Annotated in this window: 15 protein-coding genes and 2 pseudogenes; 11 read left to right on the top strand and 6 right to left on the bottom strand. The window is 69.6% G+C overall.

Annotated elements, in window-relative coordinates; genetic code table 11:
- Positions 1-139 precede the first annotated feature (139 nt).
- The 5 genes and pseudogenes from Q3Y56_RS31790 (at position 140) to Q3Y56_RS31775 (ending at position 3,121) form a co-directional block, all read left to right on the top strand.
- A complete protein-coding gene (locus Q3Y56_RS31790) occupies positions 140-1,159 on the top strand; it encodes an aldo/keto reductase (protein ID WP_304465184.1) in 1,020 nt (339 codons plus the stop codon).
- A 347-nt stretch (positions 1,160-1,506) separates the two neighbouring features.
- Positions 1,507-1,680: pseudogene (locus tag Q3Y56_RS31785) on the top strand (IS5/IS1182 family transposase); the annotation flags it as partial.
- Between the two features lie 258 nt (positions 1,681-1,938).
- A complete protein-coding gene (locus Q3Y56_RS31780) occupies positions 1,939-2,391 on the top strand; it encodes a DUF1062 domain-containing protein (RefSeq protein ID WP_304465183.1) in 453 nt (150 codons plus the stop codon).
- A pseudogene (locus Q3Y56_RS33650) lies at positions 2,343-2,516 on the top strand (DUF1062 domain-containing protein); the annotation flags it as partial. The gene Q3Y56_RS31780 and the pseudogene Q3Y56_RS33650, both read left to right, overlap by 49 nt.
- A 209-nt stretch (positions 2,517-2,725) precedes the next feature.
- A complete protein-coding gene (locus tag Q3Y56_RS31775) occupies positions 2,726-3,121 on the top strand; it encodes a VOC family protein (RefSeq protein WP_304465182.1) in 396 nt (131 codons plus the stop codon).
- A 275-nt stretch (positions 3,122-3,396) separates the two neighbouring features.
- On the opposite strand, the gene Q3Y56_RS31770 is transcribed toward Q3Y56_RS31775, so the two are convergent.
- Together Q3Y56_RS31770 and Q3Y56_RS31765 are read right to left on the bottom strand one after the other, a co-directional pair.
- The gene (locus tag Q3Y56_RS31770; protein WP_304465181.1) at positions 3,397-3,792 is read right to left on the bottom strand and encodes an SRPBCC domain-containing protein; all 396 of its coding nucleotides are present in this window, start codon (positions 3,790-3,792) and stop codon (positions 3,397-3,399) included.
- A gap of 5 nt (positions 3,793-3,797) precedes the next feature.
- Positions 3,798-4,400, bottom strand: coding sequence for a CGNR zinc finger domain-containing protein (locus Q3Y56_RS31765; protein WP_304465180.1), 603 nt, complete (start codon positions 4,398-4,400; stop codon positions 3,798-3,800).
- A 21-nt stretch (positions 4,401-4,421) separates the two neighbouring features.
- Here Q3Y56_RS31765 and Q3Y56_RS31760 point away from each other — a divergent pair, with 21 nt between their 5' ends.
- The gene (locus Q3Y56_RS31760) at positions 4,422-4,874 is read left to right on the top strand and encodes a VOC family protein (RefSeq protein ID WP_304465179.1); all 453 of its coding nucleotides are present in this window, start codon (positions 4,422-4,424) and stop codon (positions 4,872-4,874) included.
- A 250-nt stretch (positions 4,875-5,124) separates the two neighbouring features.
- Here the strand turns inward: Q3Y56_RS31760 and Q3Y56_RS31755 are convergent, their stop codons facing one another.
- A complete protein-coding gene (locus Q3Y56_RS31755) occupies positions 5,125-5,958 on the bottom strand; it encodes a dienelactone hydrolase family protein (RefSeq protein ID WP_304465178.1) in 834 nt (277 codons plus the stop codon).
- A gap of 275 nt (positions 5,959-6,233) precedes the next feature.
- Here Q3Y56_RS31755 and Q3Y56_RS31750 point away from each other — a divergent pair, with 275 nt between their 5' ends.
- Together Q3Y56_RS31750 and katG are read left to right on the top strand one after the other, a co-directional pair.
- Positions 6,234-6,785 (top strand): nucleoside-triphosphatase, encoded by a 552-nt coding sequence (locus tag Q3Y56_RS31750; RefSeq protein ID WP_369696828.1) that lies wholly within the window; start codon positions 6,234-6,236, stop codon positions 6,783-6,785.
- Between the two features lie 364 nt (positions 6,786-7,149).
- Positions 7,150-9,339 (top strand): catalase/peroxidase HPI, encoded by a 2,190-nt coding sequence (gene katG / locus Q3Y56_RS31745; protein ID WP_304465888.1) that lies wholly within the window; start codon positions 7,150-7,152, stop codon positions 9,337-9,339.
- 77 nt (positions 9,340-9,416) lie between these two features.
- Here katG and Q3Y56_RS31740 read toward each other — a convergent pair whose 3' ends face one another.
- Positions 9,417-9,668, bottom strand: coding sequence for an EF-hand domain-containing protein (locus Q3Y56_RS31740; RefSeq protein WP_304465176.1), 252 nt, complete (start codon positions 9,666-9,668; stop codon positions 9,417-9,419).
- A gap of 126 nt (positions 9,669-9,794) precedes the next feature.
- Positions 9,795-10,148, bottom strand: coding sequence for a helix-turn-helix domain-containing protein (locus Q3Y56_RS31735; protein WP_304465175.1), 354 nt, complete (start codon positions 10,146-10,148; stop codon positions 9,795-9,797).
- A 108-nt stretch (positions 10,149-10,256) separates the two neighbouring features.
- On the opposite strand from Q3Y56_RS31735, the gene Q3Y56_RS31730 reads away from it, so the two are divergent.
- Together Q3Y56_RS31730 and Q3Y56_RS31725 are read left to right on the top strand one after the other, a co-directional pair.
- Entirely contained in the window at positions 10,257-11,255 is a 999-nt protein-coding gene (locus tag Q3Y56_RS31730; protein ID WP_304465174.1) for a nitronate monooxygenase family protein, read from the top strand.
- Between the two features lie 181 nt (positions 11,256-11,436).
- Positions 11,437-11,877 (top strand): protein kilB, encoded by a 441-nt coding sequence (locus Q3Y56_RS31725; protein ID WP_304465173.1) that lies wholly within the window; start codon positions 11,437-11,439, stop codon positions 11,875-11,877.
- 371 nt (positions 11,878-12,248) lie between these two features.
- Here the strand turns inward: Q3Y56_RS31725 and Q3Y56_RS31720 are convergent, their stop codons facing one another.
- Positions 12,249-12,749 (bottom strand): peptidylprolyl isomerase, encoded by a 501-nt coding sequence (locus Q3Y56_RS31720; protein WP_304465172.1) that lies wholly within the window; start codon positions 12,747-12,749, stop codon positions 12,249-12,251.
- 450 nt (positions 12,750-13,199) lie between these two features.
- On the opposite strand from Q3Y56_RS31720, the gene Q3Y56_RS31715 reads away from it, so the two are divergent.
- Complete coding sequence (locus Q3Y56_RS31715) at positions 13,200-14,285, top strand: hypothetical protein (protein ID WP_304465171.1); 1,086 nt, start codon at positions 13,200-13,202, stop codon at positions 14,283-14,285.
- Positions 14,286-14,643 lie beyond the last annotated feature (358 nt).

Below are 14,643 nucleotides of genomic sequence, written 5' to 3'. Positions count from 1 at the left end.
ACCACTCTTGCCAAAACGGAACAGCGTTCCGTATCGTTACCGGAACAAGGTTCCGCTTCACTCATGATGCCAGGGCAAGGGCCCGGCAACCAAGCCATGCATTGCCACCACGCTTCACCCGCAATGGAGGAACACGGTCATGCAGTACCGCACCTTGGGCCGCACCGGAGTGCAGGTCAGCTCCCTCGCACTCGGCGCGATGAACTTCGGCACGATCGGGCGCACCACCCAGGACGAGGCCACCGCCATCGTCGACGCCGCCCTTGAGGGCGGCATCAACGTCATCGACACCGCCGACATGTACAGCGACGGCGAATCGGAAGAGATGGTCGGCAAGGCCATCGCCGGCCGCCGCGACGACATCGTGCTGGCCACGAAGGCGAGCATGCCGATGGGTGACGAGCGCAACCACCAGGGCACCTCGCGCCGCTGGCTGGTCACCGAACTGGACAACAGCCTGCGCCGTCTCGGCGTCGACCACGTCGACCTCTACCAGATCCACCGATGGGACCCCAGCACCAGCGACGAGGAGACCCTGTCGGCGTTGACCGACCTGCAACGCGCGGGAAAGATCCGCTACTTCGGCTCCTCGACCTTCCCGGCGTACCGCATCGTGCAAGCACAGTGGGCCGCCCGCGAGCATCACCTGAGCCGCTACGTCACCGAACAGCCCAGCTACTCGATCCTGCAGCGCGGGATCGAGACCCATGTCCTGCCCGTGACCGAGGAGTACGGGCTCGGGGTGCTGGTGTGGAGCCCGCTGGCCTCGGGCTGGCTGTCAGGCGCGATCCGCGAGGGCCAGGACATCACCACCAACCGCTCCACGTTCATGCCACAACGCTTCGACACCACCATCCCCTCCAACCGAGCCAGGCTCGACGCCGTCGAGCAGCTGGCCAAAGTCGCCGACGAAGCCGGCCTGACCATGATCCAGCTCGCGCTCGGATTCGTGACCGCGCACCCCGCCGTAACCAGCGCGCTCATCGGCCCCCGCACCCTGGACCACCTGCACTCACAACTCGCCGCCGCAGACACCGTGCTCCCCGCCGACGTCCTCGACGCGATCGACACCATCGTCACCCCCGGCACCGACCTGGCCCCGCACGAGAAGTACGACACCCCGCCCGCACTACTCGACCCATCACTCCGGCGCCGCTAACCGTCCGCGGGACAGCCTCCACACCCCCTCTCCCGCACTTCCCGAGTTCGTCACGGTGAACACCACGCCCTCGCTGCAAACGACCAAGCGCATCACGTCCCCCACCCTTCCGGAAGCACATTCCGCTTGAACTCGGCAGCGCTCCTCCACCACGAGCCGAGGAGTGACCGGCCTGCGATCAGGCCGCAGTCCCGCGGTGAGCCCGCGGGTGAGTGTGCGTCGGGTGATCAACATTACTGCTCCTGCGAGTTGGGGCTCTTGGGGCGCGGGCGGGACTGCGGAGCACGCCGCAAAGCGGCACGGCGGCGCACGCCAGGTGCGCCGCCGTGCCAAGTGGGGTTAGCCACGGTGGCCGACCCGCAGGTTTCGACCGGCTGCGGTAGGCCCGCAGGAACGAAGTCGAACGGTCGATCAACCGGCTCAAGATGTTCCGCGCGGTAGCGACTCGCTTCGACAAGCGTGCTTACGTCTTTCACGGCACCGTCACCGTTGCCGCGATCCGGCTCTGGCTCCGCCCATAACCCGCCGGACAGTCCTTGGGGCATGTCCGGTGGACCGAGAGCGGTGCGGGAGCCCGCCGCGAGCCATCGCTACCCACCCGAAAATCAGTGGATCCGCACTCCCGTGTGCCGTTACCATCCTCCCGCCCGCAGTCACCCTGTCAAGGACGTGCCGTTGTACACCAAGTGAGACCCCCCAAGCGCTGATCCGTCGCGTGTCGCACATGTGCGCCGCGCTCCCTTCGCTGCGGTCATCTCACTGGAATCCGGTGTATCTCTGTGTCCAAGAACTGGGTGGGCGTGCCCACCTGCCTGCCGATCGTTCTCCGCCATTGCCATAGGTGCGCCTCCGGGCACTTCCGGGCGAGCGGCAAATTCCGCGTCAATGCGAACCACAAGCTCCTCGACGCCTGGCTCCTCGCACTGTGCACCGAGTGCGGGGACACCACCAAGCTCGCTGTCCTGGAGCGGATGAACATGCGTTCCGTACAACCCGAGCTCCTGAACCTGCTGCACGACAACGACCCCGGCCTGGCAGCCGAACTGCTCCAGGACCCGCTCGTACGGCGCCGCGACGTGGGCGGCTCGGGTCGAACCGACCGGCCGGCCTGGCGGTCGCCGTACGGTCCGCCGCCGCACCGGGCGCACCGCGGCCGGTGGGCGCCTGTGCCGGTGTTGGCCAGGTCTCGGTCCGCTGTGCGGCGCCGATACCTATGCGGCCGGTGCGACTGATCGCCGAAGGCTTCGGCTTCTCGCGAGCGGAGGTCGACAGACTGCTCGCCGAGGGGAACCTCGTGTCGACAGTCCGCCTGAGCGGCAGGCTCTCGGGCGACTTATCCTTCACGCTCAAGCGCTGAGTCCTTCCTGGCCCGGGGCCTGTCCGGTATCCGATCCACCGGGCAGGCCCTGGTTGGCGAGCTGAGCATTGCGGCTCCCAGGGGCTTGACACACGTATCTGATGTCGGGTCAAGCCCGACTGATGTCCCTGGTCAGGAAGATCCCGGACCTGTCGGACGGGCGGCACGGGCCCATACTCTGAGTCCCGTCCGCACTATCTGGGAGAGTCATGACAAGTAGGTTCACCGAGTTGGCTGTTGACTGCCACGATCCGGAGAGGCTCGCGGCCTTCTGGTGCGAGGTCCTGGACTTCAAGGTGATCGACCGGAGCGAGGGCAAGGTCGAGATCGGTTCCTGGGTACCGACCGTTGAGGATGTTCGGGCCCGCCAGATGTCGCCCACTCTGCTGTTCATCCAGGTGCCCGAGGGCAAGATCGTGAAGAACCGGCTTCACCTCGACGTCAGCCCGATCGACGGCAGCACCGAGGACGAGGTGACCAGATTGCTCGGCCTGGGCGCCGCCAGGACGGATGTGGGCCAAGGCTCAGGCCGAAACTGGGTGGTCATGGCAGACCCCGAGGGCAACGAGTTCTGCGTCCTTCGCACCCTGGCACCGCAGAACTAGGCCGCGAGCGGGCACGCACACGGCGGCCGGCCGGGCGGTGGCGTGGGGGTCAGCGTCCCCGCCGCAGGCCGGACTCGGTCTTCGCGGACCGGGGCTACGACCACGACATCTTCGCCTGGCTCCACGGCTTCAAGCGCCTCCGCATCCGCCTCCGCTCGGAGAGACGCGCCGCAGTCCACCAAGCACCGCGGTCGGGGTGTCCGGGTCGATGGGCACCGGGGGTCCGGGGGTCCGGCTTGAGGCGCCAGGCTCTGCCCCGGTATTGCACGCCGCCGTCACTGCCGGTCGAGGGCGTCAGCGACCTGGTCCAGGATGCGCTGCCAGTGCGCCCGCTGCTGTTCGCGCTCTTCGGCGCTCGCCAGGTGCTCCTGGTGGAAGCGGAGCATCGTCCGGGCCCCGTCGGCAGTGGGGGCGAGCGCGGCCTGGACCGTGGTGGTGCCGTGGGTGACGCGGATGCGGTCTGCCGGGCGGTAGCCGCGCACCTCGCCCGTCACTCCTGCGGCCGTCCGGTAGGGTGCGCCGCGTTCCGGGGTGAGGACCGCGCCGGGGCCGAGCCAGAGGGCGAGCCCTTCGGGGCTGCTGATGAAGTCCCAGACGACGGGCGCGGGGTGGGGCAGCGTGCGGGACACGCCGATCTGCCAGCCTGCGTCTTTGGTGAGTCCGGTGGGCATCGGGGTCATCCTTCCTCGGAGTGGCGGGCGCGCAGCGCCCTGACCTTGTGCCGGTTGCCGCAGTGCTCCATGGAGCACCAGCGGCGGCGGCCGGGGCGTGAGGTGTCGACGTAGACGAGGTGGCAGTCTTCGGCGGCGCAGGTGCGGATGCGGTGTGCGAAGGGGCCGGTCAGCAACTCGACCGCGTCCCGGGCGACGGTGGCCGCCAGGTGCGTGCCGCTGGGGGTGCCGGCCCACTGCCGCTTCCCGGTCGGCGTGATAGCGGGTGCCAGGGCGGGACGGGCGGCCGCCTCGTTGATGGTCTCCAGGTCACCGGGCGGGTGCGGCTCGCCGCGTGTGTGGGCGATGACCACTCGGAACAGTGCGTCGCGCAGCCTTCGTATGTCGGCCACCTCGGCTTCGGAGATCTCCAGTGCGGGCGTCGGGGTCAGCCGCGATCGGTCCGCCCAGGCGGCCAGGTCGGCGGGCTCGTGCAGGACCTCGTACCGGCGGTATGGGCCTGGGCCGCCGGTGACCAGCAGTTCCAGGCACAGCGCGCCAGGGTCGAACCGGTAGGCGACGCCGGTATGGGAGTGCAGCGTCAGCCCCTTGGTTGCAGTGGAGTCCATGTAACCAATATAACTGGTTACATGGCAATGAGTTGGAAGCTGGTCATCGACAGCACGAACGCACCTGCCCTCGCGGACTTCTGGGCCGCTGCCCTGGAGTACGAGGTGGAAGACCCCAGCGCTCTCATCGAGCAGCTGCTGGCCACCGGCCGCATCGGCGAGGAGGCGGTCATCGAGCATCACGGCCGCAGGAACTTCCGCGGCTACGCCGCGATCCGCCACCCCGAGGACCCGTTCGACGAGGCCAGCGGCGTCGGCCGCGGGCGGAGGCTGCTCTTCCAGGACGTACCCGAGGGCAAGGTGGGCAAGAACCGCCTGCACATCGACATCCACAGCGAACCCGGCGGCCTCGACGAGCTGGTGGCCCGGCTGGAAGACCTGGGGGCAACCCGCGTCCGCGAAGTCGACCAGGGGCCCGCTGGGCACTGGTGGATCATGCAGGACCCGGAAGGCAACGAGTTCTGCGCGGCGTAAAGAGCGGCGTAAAGAGAGCAACGCCTACGGAATGACCCCTTGAGGTGGGCTCCGTGCCGGTCACCGACGTGCGCCAGGCCACGAGCCCACGGACCCGTGCAGCGCCGCGCGCCCAGCGCACCAGGTCGCACCGGATCGGCACGTGCCCACGGCCCGGTCGCCTCCAGGTCGCGGGTGCCGGCGGTCGTCGTACGGCCCCCGGCCCGGGGGCGGGCCGGCGGGCCCACGCGCCGTCCCGGTCGGCCGTGGGTCACGATCCGCGCTGCGCTTCGAGCAGGCGGGTGCGGAAGAGGTCGAGTACCTGGTCCAGCGCCGCGCGGGTCGGCTGGCCGGGTTCGTCGATCAGGTGCTCGGTCAGCACCGAGTGCGGCGGCATGGCCGCGCCGGGGTTGGCGACGGAATCGTCCAGTTCGACGGCGGTGAACGCGTCGCCGAGTTCGCGCCGCAGGAAGGCGAAGCGGTCGCCCGGTACCAACCGGTCCCCGCGGAACCGCAGCCCCATGACGCGAAGACCGTCGCGTTCGCAGCGGCCCCGTACCGCGGCGAGGTCCTCGGCGGAGATGTCGATGCCCGCGGCCCGGCTCCTGGTGAGGGCCAGCGGCAGGGACGGCTGGGACAGAACGGGGGCGAGAAGACGCTCATCGGCGGCCATGGCCAGCGCGAAGCCTCCGGTGAGACACATGCCGACGGCCCCGACCCCGGGGCCCTGGCAGCGCTGGTGCTCGTGCGCGGACAGGGCACGCAGCCAGGTCACCACCGCTGAGGTCTTCCCCGTGGCCAGTAGGGTGAACTCACGGCTCACGCACACCCGCCATATCGACGAGGCCATGTAGCGCCCGGACTTCAGCCGGCCGTCGGCCACGGGGTCGGCACTACGTCCGGGCGTGCCGAAGAGCACCGGGAGCACGGCGGTGCAGCCGATCGCGGCCACCCGTTCCGCGAACTCCAGCACCTTGGGCGTGATCCCCGGGATCTCCGCCATCACGATCACCGCGGGCCCCGTGCCACGCCGGAGGATCCGGCGGGTGGTGCCGTCATGGGTGAAGGTGTCGCGGTCGAACCCGTTCAGATCGTGATCGGCCATGGATTACCACCGTCCTGGTCCACTGGTCGGATTGTGCTCTCCGGGCCGGGGCGCCTCGCCCCGCACCGTGCGATGCAACGCGAGACCGCACAGCGGTCATCCTCGCCCACGCCCGGCGCGTTCGCCGCAGCCGCCGGCCATCGAGTGGTATGACAACTCATCCGGTCACGGCTGGGAGCTGCGGTTTCGCCTCCTTGACTGCCTGGATGTCGGCACCGAACCAGCACCGGTCGCCGCTCCTGCGGACTCGCGCTGCGCGAGGATCGGGGGGCGCCATGAACACATGCTCGGAGGTTGCGATGCCGACACGAATCCTGCTCGAGGGACGCCCTGGCGTGGGCAAGACGACCGTCGTGCGGCGGCTCGCCTCCCTGTTGCACACCCGTACGCCCGTCGGATTCACGACGGAGGAGATCCGGGAGGGCACCGCCCGAGTGGGTTTCGCACTGGAGACGCTGGACGGCAGGCGGGCCGTGCTCGCGCATGTCGCCTTCCCCGGGCCGCCGCGCGTCGGCCGGTACGGTGTCGATCTGCGCGTCATGGAGGAACTGGCGCTGTCGGCCATCGCCCCGCTGACGCGGAACCCGGCACCGGGGGATCTCGCGCTCATCGACGAGCTGGGCCGGATGGAGCTGTCCAGCTCCGCGTTCCGGGAGGCCGTGGAGGAACTGTTCACAGCCGGCATCGACCTCGTCGCCACCGTGCACGCGCACCACGACCCGTTCACCGACGCCCTCAAGCGGCGCGCCGGCATCGAACTGGTCCGGGTGACAGCGCAGAACCGGGATGCGCTGCCCGGGACACTGGCGGCTCGGCTGGAGCCGTAAGGGGGAGGTGATCGGGGGGCCTCGGCCCGGCGCCGGCGCTCGGCCACGTCAGCGGCGTGATCCCGATAATCATAAAGAGCCGCCTTTTCTCGCATGGTTCAGAAGCCGGGAGAGCCGTCGGCCATTGAGCCAAGTCCCGCATTCGCCTACGGATTTTGAGTCCTTGTTACGCGGGGGCGCTCTGCGTGTTCTCGTAGCGGTGCGGTCTGCGATGCGCGACCATACGGACGCCGACACCGGAACAATCACCGGCGTCGTGGTGAGGAAAGGCGAGCGCGGGCCGAACGCTCGACACCGGCAAGGCGAACAACGTCAAGAGCAGCAGCCAGCAGAAGGAAGCACCGAGACAGAAAGAAGGACGGACGTGTCCGGCAGCGAAAGCGAGAACCCAGTAATCCCCTCTCCGGCCCCCACGCCGACTCGCCCCAAGACGAACCGGGACTGGTGGCCGAATCAGCTGGACCTTCAAGTTCTCCACCAGCACTCGCCCCACGCCAATCCGATGGACGAGGACTTCGATTACGCGGAGGAGTTCGCGACCCTCGACCTCGGTGCGCTGAAGCGGGACGTGTTCGAGGTGATGACAGCGTCCCAGGACTGGTGGCCCGCCGACTACGGCCACTACGGGCCGCTCTTCATCCGGATGAGTTGGCATGCCGCGGGAACGTACCGGATCGCCGACGGCCGGGGCGGTGGCGGCAGCGGCGCGCAGCGCTTCGCTCCCCTCAACAGTTGGCCGGACAACGCGAGCCTCGACAAGGCGCGCCGTCTGCTCTGGCCGGTCAAGCAGAAGTACGGCCGGAAAATCTCCTGGGCCGACCTTCTCGTCTTCGCCGGCAACTGCGCCATGGAATCCATGGGGTTCAAGACGTTCGGGTTCGGCTTCGGGCGAGAGGACATCTGGGAACCCGAGGAGATCTTCTGGGGGCTCGAGGACACGTGGCTCGGAGATGAGCGCTACAGCGGCGAAAGAGAGCTCGCCGGTCCTTTCGGTGCCGTGCAGATGGGACTGATCTACGTCAATCCGGAGGGGCCCAACGGCAACCCGGATCCCCTGGCTGCCGCCAGGGACATTCGCGAGACGTTCGGGCGTATGGCGATGAATGACGAGGAGACGGTTGCGCTCATCGTCGGCGGCCACACGTTCGGCAAGTGTCACGGTGCGGTCGATCCCTCGTACATCGGTCCGGAACCCGAGGCCGGCCCCATCGAGCAGCAGGGCCTCGGTTGGAGGAACACCTACGGCAGCGGCAAGGGCGCCGACGCGCTCACCAGTGGGCTCGAGGGCGCATGGACCTTGGAGCCGACGAAGTGGGACAACGGGTACCTGGACAACCTGTTCAGGTACGACTGGGAGCTGACGTCGAGCCCCGCCGGTGCGAACCAGTGGACTCCGACGGATCCGTCGGCCGCGGGCACCGTGCCTGATGCTCATGATCCGTCGAAGAGGCACGCTCCCATGATGCTGACGACGGACCTGGCGCTGAAGGTGGACCCGGTCTACGGGCCGATCGCGAAGAGCTTCCACGAGAACCCCGACAAGCTCGCGGTGGCGTTCGCCAAGGCGTGGTACAAGCTGCTGCACCGCGATATGGGACCCATCGCGCGTTACCTCGGCCCGTGGATTCCCGAGCCGCAGTTGTGGCAGGACCCGGTCCCCGCGGTCGATCACGAACTGGTCGCGGACGAGGACATCGCCGCCCTCAAGGGCAGGATCCTCGACTCGGGACTGTCCGTCGCCCAGCTGGTCACCACCGCTTGGGCGTCGGCGGCGAGCTTCCGCGGCACCGACAAGCGGGGCGGGGCCAACGGGGCACGGATTCGGCTGGCGCCGCAGAAGGACTGGGAGATCAACGACCTGCCCGAGGTGGCCGAGGTGCTGCGGACCCTTGAGCAGATCCGGCAGGACTTCAACCGCTCACAGACCGGCGGAACGAAGGTCTCACTCGCCGACCTGATCGTCCTGGGCGGGTGCGCGGCCGTCGAGCAGGCCGCGAGGAACGCCGGGCACGACATCACCGTCCCGTTCGCCCCGGGGCGCACGGACGCTTCGCAGGAGCAGACGGACGTGGAGTCGTTCGCCGTGCTCGAGCCCAGGGCGGACGGCTTCCGCAACTACGTCCGGGCGGGAGAGAAGCTGTCGCCGGAGACCCTCCTGCTGGACCGCGCCAACCTGCTGACACTGACCGCTCCCGAGATGACGGTTCTGATCGGCGGCATGCGGGCTCTGAACGCCGGCTTCGGGCGGTCCCCGCACGGCGTCCTCACCCACCGGCCGGAGACACTGACCACCGACTTCTTCGTCAACCTGCTCGACATGGGCACCGAGTGGAAGGCGTCGGCTTCGGTCGAGAACGTGTTCGACGGCCGGGATCGCGCCACGGGCGAGGTCAAGTGGACCGCCACCGCCGTCGACCTCATCTTCGGTTCGCACTCCCAGCTCCGTGCGGTCTCGGAGGTCTACGCGTCCGCGGACGCGGGAGAGAAGTTCGTGCGCGACTTCGTGGCGGCGTGGGACAAGGTGATGAACCTCGACCGGTTCGACCTCCCCTGAGCCCGATGTCCCTGTCGGCCGCTCGTCGGCCGGGGACATCCCCGGAGCCGAGAGTGGGGTGTCCTCCTGCCAGCCGACTACCAGCCGAAGCGGCGGTCGACCTCCCGGGCGAACTCCTCATACGTCAGCACGCTGTCGCCGTTCTGGTCGGCGGCGTCGAACAGGGCCGAGGAGGCGTCGACGTCCCCCACGCCCCAGAACGGCAGGTCGCCTTGGGCGGCAAGGGTCGGGCCCTTGGCGCGCAGGGCGAGGATGACCTCCACCCGGGTCAGAGTGCCGTCGTCGTCGAGGTCCAGCGCTTCGAACAGCTTGCGGGCCTTTTCGCTCACGACCACACCGTACTGCGCCGGCCCGACACCTGCCCAACGACTGGGCCGGGAGCCTCTGCGCGCTTGAACAGCGCTGCTGCATGTCGCGTCGCATCGAGCATGTGCGTCGGGCGCGGTCGCGCGCATTCAGCGGTGTTCGTCGTCGGGCTGCTCGGTCAGTGCGGCGGCCCAGGTGGCCGACCAGCCGACGAGGGGGTTGAGCGCCGTGCGGGCCTCCCGTCCGAGCTCGGTGAGGGCGTAGCGGCCGTCCGGGGTTTGGTGCACCAGACGGGCCTCGATCAACTCGACGAGTCGTTGGCGCAGCACGCTGGAGGACATGTTCTCGCAGCGCTCGCGGAGGGCGCGGAAGCCCAGCGCGCCTTCGTGCAGTTCCCACACCACTCGCAGGGTCCACCGCCGACCGAAGAGATCGAGCGCGGCCATCAGGGGGCGTCCGGTGGTCGAGCCGCGTACCGGCCGTCCCGGCGTCGGTGTGGCCATCGCCGCCCTCCCGCGCTGCGGATCCACAGCGCCTAGCGCTTCGGTTTCCGAAACACTAGCATCGTCCGGTGATTCGGAAAGAGAATCACTCTTCGCGGGGAGGACAGCATGGCGGCGTTCACCACACCCCTGTGCGGACGACTGGGCATCGAGGTGCCCGTGGCGCAGGCGCCCATCGGGTCCGCGGTCACCACGGAGCTGGTGGCTGCGGTGGCGGACGCGGGCGGGCTCGGCACCCTCGCTCTGACGTGGGTCACCCCGGAAGAGGCGGTACGCCGGATCCGGGAGGTCCGGCGATTGACGCCGAGGCCGTTCGCGGTGAACTTGGTGCTGGACTTCCCGGTGGACGAGTTGCTCGACGCCTGTCTGGCGGAGGGCGTGCCGATCATCTCGACGTTCTGGGGTGATCCGTCCACTGTCGCCGGACGCGTGCGCTCGGCCGGCGCGGTTCACCTCCACACGGTCGGTTCCGTCACCGAGGCCGAACGCGCCGTCGCCGCGGGCGTGGACGTCGTCGTCGCCCAGGGCTGGGAAGCCGGCGGTCACGTGCGCGGGGAGGTCACCACGATGGCGCTGGTGCCCGCCGTCGTGGACGCCGTGCGTCCGGTGCCGGTCATCGCGGCCGGCGGCATCGCCGACGGGCGCGGGCTCGCGGCGGCACTGGCGCTCGGGGCCCAGGCCGGATGGCTGGGCACCCGCTTCCTGACGGCACGGGAGGCGGCCACGCACGAGGTCTACCGCGACGCCGTGATCCGGGCCGCCTCGCAGGAGGCGGTGCATACGCGGTGCTTCGACGGCGGCTGGCCCAACGCCCCGCACCGCGCCCTGCGCAACTCCACGCTCAGCGCCTGGGAGGCCGCCGGCCGCCCCGCTGCGCCGAACCGCCCCGGCGAAGGCGATGTCGTGGCCCGAAGCGCCGACGGACGGGCCTGGCCGCGTTACGAGGACATGGTCCCCGTGCCCGGCATGTCCGGCGACCTGGGGGCCCTGGCCCTCTACGCGGGCCAGAGCGTCGGGCTGGTCCACTACGTCGCCCCGGCGGGCCGCATCGTGGCGGACATCGCCGCCGATGCCGCGGCCCTCGTGAGACAGCCACGGACACTCTGACCGCGACGCCCGCCCCGGCGGGTCACGTCGATCCGCTGCTCGTGACGGGCGCCGCTGTGCCGAGGAGCCGGCCGCCGGACAGCGGAACCGGCCACCGCCTTCCGCACGATGTACCAGACCTGATGCCGGAGGGCGCTTGCGGCGGCCGGCATCATCACCGCTCCGACAGGAGGTCGTTTCCATGTGGTCCACCGTCATCGCCGTGGCGGGCACGCTGCTCGGCGGCGCGCTCACCGGACTGCTTCAGTTCAGGGGTGAGCGAGCCGCCCGCGCTGAGCGGAGGGCGGAAGCGCTGCGCTTGGCGCTGGGCGAACTCGTGGCCGCCTTGGGTGACCATCGGCGGGCCATGTGGCACCGCGAAGACCTTCGCCTGAACGGGGCGAGCCAGGAAGCCCTCCAGGCAGCCCGTGCAGCGTCCCACGTCACCCGCTCGGCCGTGACCGCCCCCTTGGTCTCGGTCTCCGTCCTCGAACCGTCCCTCGCCGAACCGGCGCGCAAGGCCGCCCTGGCCGCATTGGAGATACGCGACGTCGCCGACCGCACCGTCCTGGCCGCCCGCCGCGAGGCCGCCATCGCGGCGACCGACGACCTGGTCGCCGCCGCGGGCCGCGTCATGGCCTGATGAGCCAGGCGCCCGGCACACAGCTGTGACTGAGCGCTGCACCTGGCGGGGCTCGCCAACTGAAGCGCTCAATCTGCGCGCCTCTGACCTGCGGCGGTGTGACGGAAGGCCCTCCGCCGCGGCGATCCCTCGCCCAGCGACCGTCCACATCAGGCGCACCGGTGGCCCTCCAACGCCCATGAGCGGACCGTACGACCGCTGCGGTCCGACGGCCGGCCCTGCGGCGCCGGGCCAGCTCACCAGCGGTGGCCCGATTCCGTGGGAGACGCGCGGCGCGCGTAGGACGGTCTCATAGCAATAAGTGACGGCGGCACAGACGAACGGCTCCCAGGACCTTCTCGGACCTGGGAGCCGTGTCACCTACTCAAGGCTTACGACGCGCGCTCCGCGCGCTCGATGATCACGGGCTCAACCGGAACGTCCTGATGGTAGCCCTTGGAAGTCGTCTCGACACCCCTGATTGCATCGACGACGTTCATGCCCTCGATGACCTGGCCGAACACCGCGTAGCCCCAGCCCTGCGGCGTCGGCGACGTGTGGTCCAGGAAATCGTTGTCGACGGTGTTGATGAAGAACTGCGCGGTCGCCGAGTGCGGGTCGTTCGTCCGCGCCATGGTCACGGCGCCGCAGATGTTCTCCAGGCCGTTGTTCGCCTCGTTGTCGATCGGGGCGTCGACCGGCTTCTGCGCCATGTCGGCGGTGAAGCCGCCACCCTGGATCATGAAGCCCGGGATCACCCGGTGGAAGATCGTGCCGTTGTAGTGGCCGCGGTCGACATAGTTCAGGAAGTTCTCGACGGTCTTCGGCGCCTTCTCGCTGTTGAGTTCCAGCACGATGTCGCCAAGGCTGGTGCTGAGCCGGACCCTGGTCATGAGTTCCCCACTCTGTTGGTCAGAACACCCTGCTGGGCGTGTGGTCAAAAGTGATCTTGAGTCTGTCACAACGGTGACTTCACCTACGGCGGTGTCACCACGGACGCGGAGGGAGTGGTGCGGCCGAGAACAGTGGCGGGGCTGTTGCTGGATCCCCACGGAGGCGAGGGAGGCCCGCCCGGTGGCGCAGTACGCATCTGCGGCTATCGCTGTTTTCCGCTCCTGACCTGCGAAGACTGGCTGGTACTCAATCCGCCGACTCGGCCGCTCAGCCGCCAGGTGAAGCGCTCAGTCACATCAGTTGTGACTGAGCGCTTCAGTCGGCCGGTTGAGAAAAGGCGGCGCGCCCACACCGTCCGCCCAGCCGGCCTCACTGTCAGCGCTCTGTAACATCATGCGGACGCGTCCCAGGGGAATGGGCCGCGGACTACTGATTGCCAGGGGTTGGGGATGGGTGCGGGTACGGAGCCGGACGGCTCGTCCAGGTCCGACGAGGAGTGGGAGCGGTTTCTTCGCGAGTCGGTGGCGGGTGCCGCCGACGCGCCCAAGGAGCCGTCGGCGCGGGCCCGCGAGGTGGCAAAGCGGCTGCGCGCGGAGCCCGGTCACGGCCTGGAGGGCTGGCGCAGCTACACGCCCGCGCGGCCCAAGCGGCGCACGGGCTGGTACGTGGTCGGGCTGCTGGCCTCGCTGGTGCTGCTGGTAGTGGCGCTCGCGCCGGGGCGGATAGTGGACCTGTTCGCCGACGCTGACTCCCCGCCGCCGGCGGCCCGCCCGACCCAGGTCCCCCCGGCGGAGGCGGCCCAGCGCCCCACCATGGACGAGCCGTTCCGCGGCTCGCCAGCGGCGAGCTGGGCGAGCGGAGCGGCGGGGATCACGGTGCCGAAGGCCGGGGCGATCGGCTGGATGAGCGCGGCCGAGGTCGAGCGGGCCCTGGCCAGCAGCCGGGACTTCCTCGTCGCGTCCAGCCTGGACCGTGGCGTGCTGCGGGGCGAGCGCCCCGAGAAGGCGATTGCACTGATCAACCCGCACCAGAAGGACGTCCAAGACCTTCTGAAAACCGCTTTCCGATCTCCGAGCGAGAAGAACGACCCCCTCCTCCTCTTCAGCCGCTTCCAGCCCTCCCGCACCCACTTGGTCGGCGACGTCGTGAAGACCCGGGGCCGGCTCGCCTACCGGGAGGGCGAGCGCGGCGCGCTCCAGGTGACCGCCGACGTCACCTTCGTCTACCCGGTCACCCGCGCGGACGCGGGCGGCGACGACGAAATCGTGCGCACGATCGTCCGGCGCGAGCTGGTCCTGAGCTGGGACGACCCCGACAAGGTGATCACCGAGCCGGGCACGTTCTCGATCGTCTCGTACAAGTACGACATGACCAACGGCGGCTGCGGCGCCCCCACGGGCTACTTCGTCCCGCCCTTCGGCACGGACCGCCGGGCGGACGAGGCCGGCACGGAGGTCGACCCGTACGACCGCAGCGCGCCGGTCGGGCGGGGCGAGTCCACTGGGGACGAGTGCGCGAGGGCGACACGGTCCTAGCGCGCGTCACCCGGTGGCGGCCACTCCCCCCACGAGGGCGATGAGCATCCAGCCGCCGATCCGCTCCCAGCGTCGGCGCCAGGCCGGTCGGCCGAGCACCGCGCGCAGCCGGACGGCGACGTGCACGAGTGCCAGCCAGTAGACGACGATCGCGACGAGCGCGCCGAGTCAGCCACGTCCGGTACGCAGCACGAGTTGCGCTGGACAGTTCCGCGCTCAACGGCCCAGTGCAATGCTCACTGGCCAACTAGAGCGCTCAGTCACAGCACCGCCGTGACTGAGCGCCTCAGGTGGCGGGTCCGCCCGTTTTCATTGTTTGGGGACTTGCCTCCACCCACCAGGAGCCTCGGTCCGCTTT

Origin of the sequence: Streptomyces sp. XD-27 (assembly GCF_030553055.1) — a bacterium.
In the GTDB taxonomy this organism is placed as follows: domain Bacteria; phylum Actinomycetota; class Actinomycetes; order Streptomycetales; family Streptomycetaceae; genus Streptomyces.
The sequence above is the reverse complement of the archived record's forward strand: the minus strand, read 5'-3'. Positions and strand labels throughout refer to the sequence as shown.